16 protein-coding genes, 1 tRNA gene, 1 pseudogene and 1 other annotated feature are annotated in these 14,235 nt (G+C 39.7%); all 18 genes and pseudogenes read right to left on the reverse strand.

Going from position 1 to position 14,235, the window contains the following annotated elements:
* Positions 1 to 9: 9 nt before the first annotated feature.
* Complete coding sequence (gene recN / locus B2008_RS03180) at positions 10 to 1,698, reverse strand: DNA repair protein RecN (protein WP_281829772.1); 1,689 nt, start codon at positions 1,696 to 1,698, stop codon at positions 10 to 12.
* Positions 1,699 to 1,707: 9 nt separating this feature from the next.
* Positions 1,708 to 2,520 (reverse strand): TlyA family RNA methyltransferase, encoded by an 813-nt coding sequence (locus tag B2008_RS03185; protein ID WP_281829770.1) that lies wholly within the window; start codon positions 2,518 to 2,520, stop codon positions 1,708 to 1,710.
* Entirely contained in the window at positions 2,521 to 3,390 is an 870-nt protein-coding gene (locus B2008_RS03190) for a polyprenyl synthetase family protein (RefSeq protein ID WP_281829769.1), read from the reverse strand.
* Between the two features lie 2 nt (positions 3,391 to 3,392).
* Entirely contained in the window at positions 3,393 to 3,635 is a 243-nt protein-coding gene (locus B2008_RS03195; RefSeq protein WP_006351528.1) for an exodeoxyribonuclease VII small subunit, read from the reverse strand.
* Positions 3,625 to 4,983, reverse strand: a complete 1,359-nt coding sequence (gene xseA / locus B2008_RS03200) for an exodeoxyribonuclease VII large subunit (protein ID WP_006351529.1) — start codon at positions 4,981 to 4,983, stop codon at positions 3,625 to 3,627. Before xseA ends, B2008_RS03195 begins: the two co-directional genes overlap by 11 nt.
* Positions 4,970 to 5,821, reverse strand: coding sequence for a tetrahydrofolate dehydrogenase/cyclohydrolase catalytic domain-containing protein (locus B2008_RS03205; protein ID WP_281829766.1), 852 nt, complete (start codon positions 5,819 to 5,821; stop codon positions 4,970 to 4,972). Before B2008_RS03205 ends, xseA begins: the two co-directional genes overlap by 14 nt.
* Positions 5,822 to 5,871: 50 nt before the next feature.
* A complete protein-coding gene (nusB, locus tag B2008_RS03210) occupies positions 5,872 to 6,267 on the reverse strand; it encodes a transcription antitermination factor NusB (protein WP_006351531.1) in 396 nt (131 codons plus the stop codon).
* Positions 6,268 to 6,705 (reverse strand): Asp23/Gls24 family envelope stress response protein, encoded by a 438-nt coding sequence (locus B2008_RS03215; RefSeq protein WP_281829763.1) that lies wholly within the window; start codon positions 6,703 to 6,705, stop codon positions 6,268 to 6,270.
* 18 nt (positions 6,706 to 6,723) lie between these two features.
* Positions 6,724 to 7,293 (reverse strand): elongation factor P, encoded by a 570-nt coding sequence (gene efp, locus B2008_RS03220; RefSeq protein ID WP_006351533.1) that lies wholly within the window; start codon positions 7,291 to 7,293, stop codon positions 6,724 to 6,726.
* 60 nt (positions 7,294 to 7,353) lie between these two features.
* Positions 7,354 to 8,466, reverse strand: a complete 1,113-nt coding sequence (locus B2008_RS03225; protein ID WP_281829760.1) for an aminopeptidase P family protein — start codon at positions 8,464 to 8,466, stop codon at positions 7,354 to 7,356.
* 88 nt (positions 8,467 to 8,554) lie between these two features.
* Complete coding sequence (gene rpmA / locus B2008_RS03230) at positions 8,555 to 8,845, reverse strand: 50S ribosomal protein L27 (RefSeq protein ID WP_281829758.1); 291 nt, start codon at positions 8,843 to 8,845, stop codon at positions 8,555 to 8,557.
* Positions 8,846 to 8,865: 20 nt separating this feature from the next.
* Entirely contained in the window at positions 8,866 to 9,177 is a 312-nt protein-coding gene (rplU, locus tag B2008_RS03235; protein WP_006351536.1) for a 50S ribosomal protein L21, read from the reverse strand.
* A 15-nt stretch (positions 9,178 to 9,192) separates the two neighbouring features.
* Positions 9,193 to 9,270: a sequence feature (ribosomal protein L21 leader region), on the reverse strand.
* Positions 9,271 to 9,331: 61 nt separating this feature from the next.
* Positions 9,332 to 10,141, reverse strand: a pseudogene (locus tag B2008_RS03240) (YitT family protein).
* 113 nt (positions 10,142 to 10,254) lie between these two features.
* Complete coding sequence (locus B2008_RS03245; RefSeq protein WP_281829756.1) at positions 10,255 to 11,592, reverse strand: DUF2325 domain-containing protein; 1,338 nt, start codon at positions 11,590 to 11,592, stop codon at positions 10,255 to 10,257.
* A gap of 124 nt (positions 11,593 to 11,716) precedes the next feature.
* Positions 11,717 to 11,896 (reverse strand): 2-hydroxymuconate tautomerase, encoded by a 180-nt coding sequence (locus tag B2008_RS03250; protein WP_006351539.1) that lies wholly within the window; start codon positions 11,894 to 11,896, stop codon positions 11,717 to 11,719.
* Between the two features lie 55 nt (positions 11,897 to 11,951).
* A complete protein-coding gene (locus B2008_RS03255; protein ID WP_281829753.1) occupies positions 11,952 to 12,554 on the reverse strand; it encodes an ECF transporter S component in 603 nt (200 codons plus the stop codon).
* A 51-nt stretch (positions 12,555 to 12,605) separates the two neighbouring features.
* Positions 12,606 to 14,087, reverse strand: a complete 1,482-nt coding sequence (locus B2008_RS03260; RefSeq protein WP_281829751.1) for a glycosyltransferase — start codon at positions 14,085 to 14,087, stop codon at positions 12,606 to 12,608.
* A gap of 52 nt (positions 14,088 to 14,139) precedes the next feature.
* Positions 14,140 to 14,213 (reverse strand) — tRNA-Arg (locus B2008_RS03265).
* Positions 14,214 to 14,235: the final 22 nt, after the last annotated feature.

The following is a 14,235-nucleotide window of genomic DNA, read 5'->3' on the forward strand; positions in this document are numbered from 1 at the left end:
TCCAAACTCCTATCTTTTATCTTCTTTAAATGATTTCATCAAATCAACAGCATTTTGCTTAGCCGCATCGGTTACATCACTGCCCGCCATCATTTGTGCAATGGCAGTGATGGTTTCTTCTTTAGTTAATGGACCAACTTGAGTAAAGGTAGCACCATCCTTTACCTGTTTAGCTACAAGATAGCGTTGATCGCCGGCAGCAGCAACTTGGGGTGAGTGTGTGATAGCAATAACCTGTTTTTTCTGACCAATTGAATGCATTTTGCGTCCAATAGCAGCTGATACTCGACCGGAAACCCCTGTATCGATTTCATCAAAGATCATCGTGCCAACTGGCTCAACCTGACTAAAAATAGCTTTTAGAGCCAAAATCAATCTTGATTGTTCACCGCCAGAAACGATTTTAACCAATGGCATCAAATCTTCACCTGGATTTGGCGCAATTAAGAAAACTACATCATCCGTTCCTTTAGCTGTAAAAGTATTGGTTTCATCAAAATTGATAGAAAACCGAGCCTTTTCCATGTATAAGTCAGCTAGTTCCTGTTTGATTTTAGCTTCCAAATTTTGTGCCACTTTTTCACGCATTTGATGCATTTCACGTGCCTGCTGACTCAGCTTTTCTTCAATTGCAGTGACCTTATTTTGAAGCTTTTTCTCATCCAGACCACCCGTTTCAAATTGACCCAACTCTTGGTCAACTTTTTGATAGAATTTGAAAACATCAGCCAAAGTAGGACCATATTTTTTCTTAAGTGAATTTAAAGTATCCAAGCGGTTAGTAACATATTGGAATCTTTCCTCATCAAAGTCCATGGCATCCATTAAATTTGATAGTTCGCTGCGCGCATCATTTAAGGCATAAACGCCATCATCAACCGTTTTGGCAAAATCCTTAAACTTATTGCCAAATTCTGTTAAATCAGTTGCCGCGTTTTGCGCATCCCCTAACAGCGTAGCAATTCCATGTTCGTCATCATCATAAAGCTGCATGAAGTAATTGGCCGTGTCAGCGATCTTTTGATAATTATTCAACTCGTTGAATTCTTCTTCGAGCTTCTCATCTTCTTTCGGATCTTCCAGATTAGCTGCTTCGAGCTCATCATGCTGGAACTGCAATATATCTTGCTTCTGGGCTAGTTCTTGTGCATCCTGCCGCAAATGCCGCAACTGACTGCTCAATTTTTGCCATTCATGAAAATTAGTTTGATACTGTGCTAATTTTTCATGAAATTCCTTAGAAGCATAATTATCGACAAGATCAATCTGACGATCTTGATCCATCAAAATTTGCTGATCATTTTGACCATGAATATCAACTAAATAGTTGCCGATTTCGCGTAAAACATTGATGGTCGTTAATTGACCGTTGATTCTGACTACATTGCGACCCTTAGTTGCCAATTCTCGACTAATTACCAATTGATCATCATCATGCGGCAAACCATACTGATCGCATAAAGCGGCTATTTTTTCTTTTTGATCATCTAATTCAAATAAGCCAGTAACAACAGCCCTTTTTTCGCCCGTACGAATCATTTCTTTTTGACCGCGGCCACCCATTAAAAGTGAAACCGCATCAATTAAGATTGATTTCCCGGCTCCTGTTTCTCCAATCAAAACAGTCATATGTTCTTGAAAGCGAACTTTCAAAGCTTTTATAATTGCAAAGTTTTTAATATCAAGTTCAACTAACATAAACTACCTCTATAATTCGTTTACAGCACGTTCAACCAACTCTGCTGGTGTACCTGACCAAAGATTTTGTCCACCGTTCTCCGACTGTTTCTGCAAATGAATTAAAAATTCAATATTGCCCTTTCCACCTTTAATAGGCGAATAGTCAACTCCTAAAACATTGAAGCCAATCTTCATCGCTTCGTCCATGGTATGCTGAATTACTTGCCGATGAACTTCGTGATCATGAACTATGCCATGTTTTCCCACATTCTCTGGGCCGGCTTCAAACTGCGGCTTAATCAGGCACACGGCATCACAATTATCTTTTAAAATTTGATACATCGGTGGCATGATTAAATCTAATGAAATGAAGGAAACATCTGTCATTGCAAAATCTGGCAATCCTTGATCAAAATCAGCAGGTTTGCTGTAGCGGAAGTTTTGCTTTTCCATTACTACTACTCGAGGATCATCACGCAGCTGCCAAGCCAGTTGATTGTAGCCAACATCTAAGGCATAGACCATCTTAGCCCCATTTTGCAGTGCAACATCCGTAAAACCGCCAGTAGAGGCACCAATATCCAAGCAAATTTTGTCTTGCAAGTCGATATTAAAAACCTTTAAAGCTTTTTCCAGCTTAAAACCGCCTCTTGATACGTATTTTTTGCCATCATCTTTGACATAAAATTTTTCACCATCAGGAAACTTGGTTCCGCTTTTATCAATTCGTTGATGATTGTGGTCAGAAACCAAGCCAGCCATAATTGCACGTTGTGCTTGACTGCGTGAATGAAAAATTCCTTGTTCTGCTAATAAAACATCTGCTCTTTTTTTTGCCATTTAAAGCACCTTTTGATACAGATCCAAAAAGCCTGCTAATACTTCGCCATTTAATCCTTTTAAATCGTCTTTAGCTTGCTTGATCAAATCAGTCAATTCTTTGCGACTCTTATCGATGCCAAAAAGGGTCAAAGTATTATTCTTACCTTCTTTTTGATCCTTATGCGTTGCTTTTCCAGCTTCTTGACTGCTTTCAACAACATCAACCAAATCATCATAAATTTGGTAAGAGCGGCCAAATACTTTGGCAAAATCAACCAATTTGACTTCTTCAATTTGACTGGCACCGACCAAAACAGCCGCCATTTTAACGCTGGCTTCGATTAGACAGCCAGTCTTTAGCCATTCCATGCGATTAATAAACTTAGCATCGCCAGCAACAGATTGGTTATTAGTTGAATCAATATCCAAATATTGTCCGCCAACCATTCCATTAGGGCCAACCGCCTGCGTAATGATCTGAACCAGTTCAGCCGATTTGCTGCCTTCAGCAATCCATTGAATCCCCATTGGCAGCAAGGCATCGCCAGCTAAAATTGATTCTGCTTCGCCCCATTTTTTATGGCTGGTTAATTTGCCGCGACGATAATCATCGTTATCCATTGCTGGCAAATCGTCATGAATTAAAGAATATGTATGAATTAGCTCAATACCACAAGCAATTCGAATTTCATCCTCTGTAATTTCTTTTCCCAATGTATTAAGAGTTGCTAAAAAAAGCAGTGGTCTAAGACGCTTGCCGCCTGCCATTACAGAGTAGGCCATAATTTGACTGATTTTTTGATCATCGACTTCATTGGCTAAATGCTTGTTCAAATATTCATTAATTACCGGAGTCCATTGTTTTTGAAAATATTTAAAAGCTGTCATTTTTATTCCTCGGGTGCTGATGCGTTTGTTGGATCCAATTTATGTTCCGTGCCGTCGCTATCAATTAATTTAGCAACAGTTTCTTCAGCCTGCGTTAACTTTTTATCAAGATCACGGCTGATTTTGACCCCTTCTTGGAATTGCTTTAATGCATCATCCAAAGGTACATTGCCATTTTCCAGATTGGTAACAATCTCTTGTAAGCTATTTAATTGTTCTTCAAAATTATTCTTTTTAGTTGCCATCTTTATCTCCTCTAATCGCAGTCACGATTGCTTCCGCTATTCCATCTTTAAAGTGCAATTTTAAATGATCATTGTTTCGAATTTGATCAACAGAACTAACGGTTTGACCACTTTCATTTGTTGTATAAGTAAAACCCCGTTCCAGCGTCTTCAATGGACTGTAATCATTTAATTGCTGCACCGTTTGCTTGAAAGCATCGCGTTTTAATAAAAGCTGCTTCTTCATATTGTCAATCAACCGTTTAGCCAAAAAAATACGTTGCTGCTGCATTTGAATGATTTGCTTATCAGGGCTATTGGACTGTAATCTTTGTGCGGCTAAATTAAATTGCTGCCGAGCACGTTCCAGCTTATTATTCATACTGTTTGCCAAGCGCTGCTTTAGCATATCAACAGTTTGAATTTGCTGATCATATAAACGCGTTGGCTCACGCATGATTACAGAATTATTGATGCGTTGCAAAATATCTCTTTTTTCTCGGATAATTGCTTGAACGCTAGCTAAAAGTCTACCCTGCAATTGATGAATATTGGCAATTTCATCAGTTAAATTAGGCGTTGCATACTCCGCAGCAGCAGTTGGCGTTGCTGCTCTCACATCGGCTACAAGATCACACAAAGTTGTATCAGTCTCATGCCCTACAGAAGAAATAACCGGCATCGGCATTGCATAAACCTGTCTAACGACTTTTTCTTCATTAAAAGGCCACAAATCTTCAAGCGAACCACCACCACGACCAATAATCATGACATCATAATCATCGGCATGCTGCAAAATCTGTTGCATAGCAACAACCAATGAATCAGCCGCCGTATCGCCTTGCACTTGAGCTGGGAATAAATCAATCTCGGCATGAGGGAAGCGCCGATTTGCCGTAACCATAATATCATGGATAACAGCACCCGAAGCACTGGTTACAACCGCAATTTTATCCGGAAAATGGGGCAACTGCTTTTTATGCTCTGGATTGAATAAACCTTCTTTTGCCAATTTTGCTTGGAGCTGCTTTAGCTGCTCGTATAAAGCGCCCAGACCAGCTGGCTCCATTGACTCGGCATAAAATTGATAAGAACCCTGCGGTCCATAAACACTTACATATCCAGTAACATAAACTTTCATTCCCTCTTCCGGTTTAAATTTAACCTTATCGAAGTAGGAACGAAACATGACCACATTGATCTTGGATTTTTCATCTTTTAATGAAAAATACTGGTGAGAATTGCGACGATAACGAAAGTTAGATAATTCCCCTTGTAAAAAAACTTTATGCAAATAAGGATCATTCTTAAACTTTTGCGTAATATAGTAATTCAGATCCGTGACTGTTAGATATTTATTGTCTGCCATTTGCTCTCCTTGTCAATTTAACGACTTGTTCCATTAAATATTCTACAGTTAGCGGCCCTACGCCACCTGGTACCGGAGTAATCCAGCTTGCTTTGTCTTTTACTTCATCAAAAGCAACATCGCCTACCAAGTGACCATTGACGTGATTAATGCCAACATCGATGACAACTGCACCAGGTTTAATCATATCGGCAGTAATCAGATTAGCCTGGCCTGCCGCTGAGACAACGATATCTGCTTTTTGCGTGTATTCCTTTAAGCTTTGCGTGTGGTGATGAAGCAGAGACACAGTAGCATTTTTTTCAAGTGCTAGAGCGGCTAGCGGCTTGCCAACAATGTTAGACCGGCCAATTATCACCATATTTTTACCATCTAAATCAATCTGATAATGCTCGAGTAAGCCAATAATTCCAGCAGCCGTAGCTGGTTCTACAAAGTGCGTTCCCTGCCACAAGCGGCCTGCACTAGCCGGCGTTAAGCCATCAATGTCCTTTTCTGGATCAATTCTGCTAAGCAGGTGATTCTCATCAATCTGATCAGGCACTGGCAATTGAACCATGATGCCATTAACTTTCGGATCCACATTTAACTGGTCAATTAACTTTATGACATCAGATTCTTGCTCATTTGCAGGCAACTGATATATTTTTTGCTCAATACCGATCTTTTTAGCGCGCCGCTTTTTAGTGCGGACGTAGATTTTGCTGGCTGAATTGTCCCCAATATTAATTACGCAAAAAAGAGGCTGAATTCCGTCAGCTTTTAATTTCTTAACCTTTTCTTTAAGTTTATCTGCCTTTAAGTTTGCAAATGCTTTACCGTCAAGAATTTGCCCCATAAAGTCATTCCTTTTCTATAAAAATAGCCGGCATAAGCCGGCTATTGATATTATTTGACGAAGTTAGCCAAAATACCATTAATGAATGGTTTTGCATCTGGATCGGTGAAATCATCACACAAATTCAATGCTTCATTCACTGCTGCTTTTGGCTCAATCTCGGCGCTATCTTTGATTTCGTACAAAGCGATTTCAAGAATTGCAATAGTAATTGGATTAACACGCTCAATCCGCCAGCCCTTTTTCAGGTGTGCAGCAATTGCTTCTTTTAATTCATCGCGCTTTAACATTACGCCTTCAATTAAAGTTTTTGAATAGGCAGAAAGCTGCTCAAGATCAAGCATTTCCACGGTTTTTACTTCAACTTCTGCTGTGGTCAACTCAGGATCTTGGTTGGCCAAAAAGATTGCTTGCATTGCAACCTTACGACTTTCATGTTGATTCATTTACTCTTGATTGTCCTCCGGAAACAGTTCGGTCGTTGTGTTCTCAGTAGCCTTATTTTCTTCATCTTCTGTGAATACCAGACCAACAACGTGAATATTGATCTCTTTAAGTTTCAAATCCGTCATTTGGATCAATTGTTGCTTCAAAATCTTTTGTAATTTGATGGCAACTGAAGGAACATTTACGCCGCCCTCAAGGTAAACATAAACATCTGCACTCAACTTGCCAGCTTGATCAACGCTAACGCTGACGCCTTTTCCGCGGTCTTCACGGCCTAAAGCATGCTTAATGCCTGATTTCAAGTTGCCACGCATGCCTACAATGCCATCAACTTTTTCAGCAGCAATTCCTAAAATGACTTCAAGTACACTAGGATCAATCTTAATTTGCTCACCGTTTTCTTCACCACTTAAGAGAATTTTTGAACTATCTGCCATTTTCTTACCTCAAAAAAACTACTTGTTAGCACGTGATACGTAAGTACCATCAGCAGTGTTGATAGTCAAAACGTCGCCTTCGTTAATAAAGAATGGAACGTTAACTACCAAACCAGTTTCCATAGTAGCTGGTTTACCACCACCTGATGAAGTATCACCCTTGATGTTAGGTTCAGTCTTAGCAACCTTCAAATCAACGGTGTTAGGCAATTGAATACCTAAAGTTTCACCATCGTGCATAATTACGTTAACAGTCATGTTTTCAAGCAAGTACTTGCTTTCATCTTGAATTTGTTCGTTTGGAATGGCTAATTGATCATAGGTAGTAGTATCCATAAATACATAGCTTGAGCCATCATTGTACAAATATTGCATAGACTTGGTTTGAATATCAGCTGTTTCAACTTTAGCAGTTGAACGGAAAGTATATTCCTGAACAGCGCCGGTTCTCAAGCTCTTAAGCTTTGAACGAACGAAGGCACTACCTTTACCTGGTTTTACGTGTTGGAATTCAACGATTCTCCATAAATCATTATTATATTGGATAGTTAAACCGTTCTTGAATTCGTTAACTGATATCATTGTCATAATAAATTCCTCATTTCTACATATATATGTTACCAATTTGCAAGCGATTTGGCTATCTTTTTAAAGAGAAAGGAGCTCATCTTTTGGCAAGTTGGATAAAGTTTCTGGATTTTGACCATTAATCAAAATGTCATCTTCAATTCTAACGCCGCCTTTTTCAGGCAAATAAATTCCTGGTTCAAGCGTATGAACCATGTTGTTGACCAACTTTTGCTTGCCAAAGGGCAAAGCAGGTTGACACAATTCATGAATTTCTAGCCCAATTCCGTGACCAATCCCATGGCCAAAGTATTGACCATAACCTTGCTCAGTAATATAGTCACGTGCTGCTCTATCAACATCGCGACCAGTGTGACCAACAGTTGCAGCTTCGATTCCTCTTCTTTGAGCTTCATGAACGATTTGATAGATTTTTTCTAATTCGGGATCAACTTTGCCCAAGCAGACTGTCCGTGTAATGTCAGCAGCATAGCCATTGTAGAAACTTCCAAAGTCAATCACGATCATATCGCCATTTTCCATCTTTTTATTGCTTGCAACGCCGTGAGCCCAAGCAGACCGAACACCTGAAGCAACGATCGTATCAAAGTCAGGACCATCGCCGCCATTTTCTTTAAAGTAATAATCGAGTTTTGCGGCAACGGATCTTTCGGTAACGCCAGGCTTAATTAACGGCAAAATTTGTTTAAAACTAGTCATTGAGATTTCAATTGCTTTACGCAAAGTTGCAATCTCTAATTCATCTTTAACGTTGCGAACTCGTTCAACAAGTTGTTCTGAGAACTCAAAGGAAATATCCGGATTTTGTCGTTTTAGCTGATCAAAAACAGCAGCAGTCATGACGTCAGCTTCAACTAATACTTTACGGTAATTAGTTTTCTTCAATGCTTTCGTCAATTCGCCGGCAACATCACTGGATTGCTGCATAATGACATCCATTTGTCCAGGAGCTTGTGCTTTAATTTGATCTGCAAAACGCGAATCAGACAGAAGAATGCGTGAACCATCCTTACCCAAAATCAATTCTGCTTCTTCACCGGTAAAATTGGTTAAGTAGCGATAATTTGCTTGACTGATGATAATCATCGCATCAGCATCTTTTTCTTTTATCAAATCAGTTACTTTACTAATTCTTTGATTGAGCAAGCTTAATAATTCTTCTCGTTTATCCATGTGTATTTTCTCTTTTCGCTAGTTGATTTAGTTTATTATACAAAAAAGACGCGAAGCAGGTTGCTTCTCGCCTTCGTTTTTTACTAAATTACTTAACTTCTTCAGCTGGAATAACTGAAACTTGCTTCTTGAACTTGCCAAGACGTTCAAATTTAACAACACCGTTTACTAATGCAAATAAAGTGTCGTCTCCACCTTGACCTACGTTCTTGCCTGGGTGAATCTTAGTACCACGTTGACGGTAAATAATTGAACCTGCGTGGATTTCTTGACCATCGCCGACCTTAGCGCCTAAACGACGACCAGCTGAGTTACGACCGTTGGCAGTAGAACCGCCACCCTTGTGGTGGGCAAATAATTTCAAACCTAAAATATTCATTATCTTTTCACCTCTGAAAATTAAGCTTCAATCTTTTCAACAGTAACCTTAGTGTAAGGTTGACGATGACCGTACTTGCTGTGTGAGTGCTTCTTTGGCTTGTACTTGAAAGTTACAACTTTCTTTTCCTTGCCTTGCTTTTCAACTTTAGCAGTAACCTTAGCACCCTTAACTAATGGAGCACCAACTTTAACATCCTTGCCATCAGCAACAAGAATAACTTCGTCAAAGGTAACTTCCTTACCTTCTTCTGCATCAAGCTTTTCTACAAATACACTATCGCCTTCAGCAACTTTGTATTGCTTACCACCGGTCTTAATAATTGCGTACATTTGTACACCTCCGAAAAAAATACTTAGACTCGCCGAACTTAGGTGTCTTGTCTTCAAGAACTTCTAACCCAAGACGTGCGGTTGCAGATGTGGAGGTCTCCACAAATACAACTATTATATTCTACTACCAGACTGTTTATTCTGCAATAAAAAATTAAAAGCCCCAGCGTCCACCGTGAACTTTAGCTACGCTTGAAGTAATTAGGAACGCATTTGGATCGATTTCATGAATCTTGCTGATCAATAAACCATATTCATTACAATCCACTACGATTAAAAGCTGCTGCTTCTTGTCTTCGCTGTAGCCACCGACAACATTGTAAATCGTCAGACCCTGGTATTCTTTTTGCAGCAGATCGCGAATTTCTTCAAGATGATCATTGCTCATTACCCGTACCTGGTATTTTTTGTCAAAACCAGTTTCGGCGTAATTCATCGTCACTGCTGTAACTACTTGAGAAAATGCAGCTAAGAAGAAGGCATTCCAGCCATCAACGAAAATATTCATGAAAATAACGATCATATCAACCGCAAGCAAGCCAATTGCTGGGTCGATATAGAAGTATTTTTTAAAGATCATTGGAAAAACAGTCGTACCACCACTGGCGGCATTTACACGGTAAAGAAGCGAAACGCCCAATCCCATCAGGGCACCACCGTAGATTACGGCTAATAAATCACTGTTTACTACTTTAAAACTAGGAGTAATTTCCATTAAAAGAGGCAGGATCAGGCTTCCCAGCGTAATATTGCGCGTGGTTGTCTTACCTAAGAAAATCCAAGCAATAATTAGCATCAGTACGTTAAAAGCAAATACTGTAATTGGTCAATTAATGCCCCATACGGCTTCGACCAAAATAGAAATACCTGTCGTCCCACCAGCTGCAACGTTAATTGGGCCATAAAAAAAGTTAATCGAGATCGCAACAATTTCCAATCCGATTAGGAAAACTACCCAACACATCCACTTGTGATTAGTTAATTTTTTGTCATACAGGCATCCTTTCTTTTAGTTAGTAATATAATTTTACATAAAAAAGCATGATTATGACAAGAAAATTACCCAAATATAAGAAATTATTTATCTTTTTCTTTATATTCAATTGTTTGGTTTCCCTCATAGGCTGGAAGGCCATTAGCGGCTCGATAAAGCGCACGTTCAAAAGACTGATATCCCTTGCTGGAGCTGACGGCAAACTTGACGCCATATTTGCTGGCAAATTCACGAATATTCCAAGTAGAATCATGAGCCGCAAATGCCGTAACCAAAATTACGATATCTAAATCCTTTATCTGATTTTCGATAACTTTTTTCTTTCCTTCAAAGGCATCAATTGGAATCGGAATCCCATTATAGCGCGAAACGATACTGTCCAAAATAGCTTCATTTTGATTGTCGCCAACTGCAATCCCTACTCGCTGGTAGTGCAGATCCAAGTCCAGCTTGGCAACTTGTTCGCTATTGCTGCTCTTCTTTTTCTCCTTTTTAGCAGGAGCTGAATGTTCAGGCTGATCTACTTGATAAATCCATCTGATCTGAACTGCATCTGCGGGATTCTTCTTCAAGCGGACATCCCCCGCATACCAGGCCAAATCAACAATTGAACCATCTTCAAGAGAAATATTGTCGCCCTGATAATAGCTTGAATCTACGGGAATTACGACTTCTTTGCCTCGAATTCTCAGCTTCTCACCATGAATATTGTGGGAAATTGCCAGGTGTCCTTGCCGACCCTGAACGACCGCATACTTAAAGTCCTCGATCTGATCATAATCACGTTTGCGCAGTTTTTGAAAACCAACAACGCGCAGTATTTCAGCTTCATAGTTGGGATTGGTCTTATCTTCCAGTGCCTCAACGATATCGCCGGTTTTCAAAGTAAGCGGATGTACCTGAGATTCTTTAACCGTATAAACGGTTTGACCATTATCATTGATCAAATCTGCTCCCGATAACAGCCGAATAACGGTGTAGCGTTGTCCTTTGCGATAATCGCGCTTCGGCTTTTCTTTTGGTTTCATTGCCTCTTCAAAAACTTTGGCATTGACTGCTTCTTCAGTTTGAATCGAACGCTGAATAGCTTGATCCAATGCTCCAATTTCAGTGCCAAAATTTTTGCCCACTCCAGGAACAAAAGTTAATTTATGCAGAGCCGTCAGTGCTTGCTTTTTAGCGGCAGGATCGCCAGGCGTCTTAATCAGCTGTGTGATTCCCGTCAATAAACGTTTTATATCCTTATTTTGCGCATTTTGATCTGAAATGCTCGGCTTTTTTGTTTTGATAGGAGTCGACTCTTGACCATCATCTGCCATTTGAATAATAGCTTTGATTGCAGTTAAGCCATTTTTTAGACTTTGGTCATCTCCACTTGTTTTTTGCAGAATTCGCTTAAGATGATTGCGATAATCTAACAAATTCTTCACCTGCTTTCTTACTTGAACTATTTTATTATATCTTGCTTACTTTTAATAATTAAAATTTATTTGCTTATCAATACCAATAAAAAAAGACTTCTAGGATCGCTAGAAGTCAAATCGTTTAAGCACGCCATTCGCCGTTATTGCCATAAGAATGTTTGCCTAATTCATCGATAATCACATGAATATGTTCCTTCGGTGCACCGGTATCTTTATGGACGGCTTCGGTTACGTCCTTCATCAAATTAGTCAATTGCTCGTCGGTTCTGCCCTTAATTAATTCAATATGTACAAATGGCATTGTTTTTCTCCTTTATTAATTTTGATAAGTAATATTCAAATAAAATATACCACGTTTAAAGCTTATATTTGCGGAAAACTTTCTCAAGCGGTAAGCCAATCACCGGGGTAAACAAACCGGTAAAGCTGGCTTCAACGACTCCATTCATTCCCAAAGCCGCAACTAGCACTAAAAAAAGCGATTGACTGTTGCTGGTATTGCCGAGATACTTCATCAAACTAGCAGCATGATTCATAAAAAGCAGGCTGCTTAGGCCAATTACCAAAAAGGTATTGGTCAAAGAAGCAGTCACTCCGGCAACCAGGAAGCTTATTTTTTCACCCTTCATCAGTTTGACGATTAAACCGGGAAGCCAACCGGCAATTATGCTTGGTACCAGTGAAATTATCGGATTTTGAAAGAGTATAAGACTTACCATATCGCCTGGTTGCGTGTAAGCAACAAACAAGCGAGTCAAGCCCCAGAAAATGCCAAAGCCAACTCCTGCTTTTGATCCCATTAGGCAGCTGTATAAGGCTACAGTCAATGGGATCGTCGTAATTGTCGGCAGTGCCGGTAAAAGTCGGATATAGCCAATATTTGGTACCAAAGTTTGCAATAATAAAATGGCAACAAAAATAGCGGTGATTGTTAAACGCGTTGTTTCTGTTTTTCTCATCTGTCCCTTTTCCTTGTTAAATAATTACTTATTTTACCTAAAAGATAATTTTTAGCAAAGCCCCTCTTCTTTCAAAAAGTTGAACCATTTAGCCTTCAAGTGCGAAAAATCAAAGCGCTTAGCCGACTGATAGGCACAAGCAGAATATTGCGTCATCAAATTTGGGTTGGTGAGCAAAGCCTCGATGGTTTGCTTTAAAACAGCCTGATTATTCATCGGAACCAGCTTTCCGCTAATACCATCTTCGATTATTTCAGCTGGGCCATAATTAATATTATAAGAAACGGCAGGACAGCCGTGAGCCTGTGCTTCAAGAAGTGCCATGGCAAAGCCCTCATTTTTACTGGTTAACACTTCTAGCTGGGCTGAGTTGTATACTTGATCCAAATTTTGTGCAAAGCCGCAAAAGTTAATATAAGAAGCTGCGTGATTTTCTGAGACTAAAGTTGTTAAGCGTTTATTTTCCGCTTCATCCGTATTGTTGCCGTAGATCGATAAAGCAATTTGCGGATATTTGATATGCAGATCTATCACGGCTTGAATCAGATGGCTCAATTGCTTAATGACATCAATTCGAGCTACGGCAATAATTTTCCATGGTGTGCGAGAAGAAAATGGAATTTTGTCTTCGCTAGTGGTAAAGGTAACAGGTATGCCATATGAATGCGAAACCTGCAATACTTCCGTTGCATCTTTAGCCTCACGTTTGGTTGAAGAAATTAAGCCGCGAATTTTGCCTGCTTTTGCTAGCTCGGTCACCGGTTTAAATACTGAATATACTTGATCATTCAAGTAGCCTGAGGGGGTTAAAGCTGAATGGAAAATGACGTAGCTGGGAACGATGTGCTTCATTTTTTCAAAAGCGGGCAGAACCTGCGTACAGCGATCGCAGTAGAAGACGGCTTGCACATTCCTTTCTGCTAAGCAGTCAAGGAAATAGGCCTGAAAGGAAGCTTCCTTTTCAAACCGCACTGTTTTAAAGCCCTTTTTTATTTCAATCAGCGTGAGCATCGGCTTGTTCTGGTTGCTTTGACAGAAATATTCACGGATAAGCGGATTGTTATTTTGATCCACGAATTCGCGCATTTTAAGCTGAGCCTTATCATCAAAGAATTCAGTATAATCCAAGTGATTATAGCGATAGAATTCCCGTTTAACTGTGAAGCCATATTGGTCCAGATGATCGACGTAATAGATCCGCGAGCCATAAAGGTGAGCTTGAATAACCGCGCGCTCGTTCAGATAAGCGTTATTTTCTTTTCTGATTAAACCAAGCTGATTAAGAATCTGGTCAAGGGCTTTTTCAGTATTTACTTGTTGAGTATCGGGCAGTTGTTGAAAATACTGAAAAATATTGATCACTCTGCCACTTGTTTTCAGTTTATTTCGACATTCCTGAATAAAGTCATTTTTTTGCAACTCGACAATTTTGCAAGGCACGTCAAGGGCATCAAAGATCTGCATCCTCTTTACCTGTGCCAGTTCAATTGCTGATGTATTATAATCTTCTCGTGTTGAAATGAAATAATGCATATGTTTTCCCTCGAGACAAAAAAAACAACGCCTCTCAGCGTTGCTATATTAATGATCTGGGTGAGATTCGAACCCACGACCCACAGTTTAGAAGACTGTTGCTCTATCCAGCTGAGCTACCAGACCATGTATGTTTGTATGTCCTCAA

The organism is Lactobacillus sp. UBA5813, assembly GCF_002417895.1.
Lineage (GTDB): Bacteria > Bacillota > Bacilli > Lactobacillales > Lactobacillaceae > Lactobacillus > Lactobacillus amylolyticus.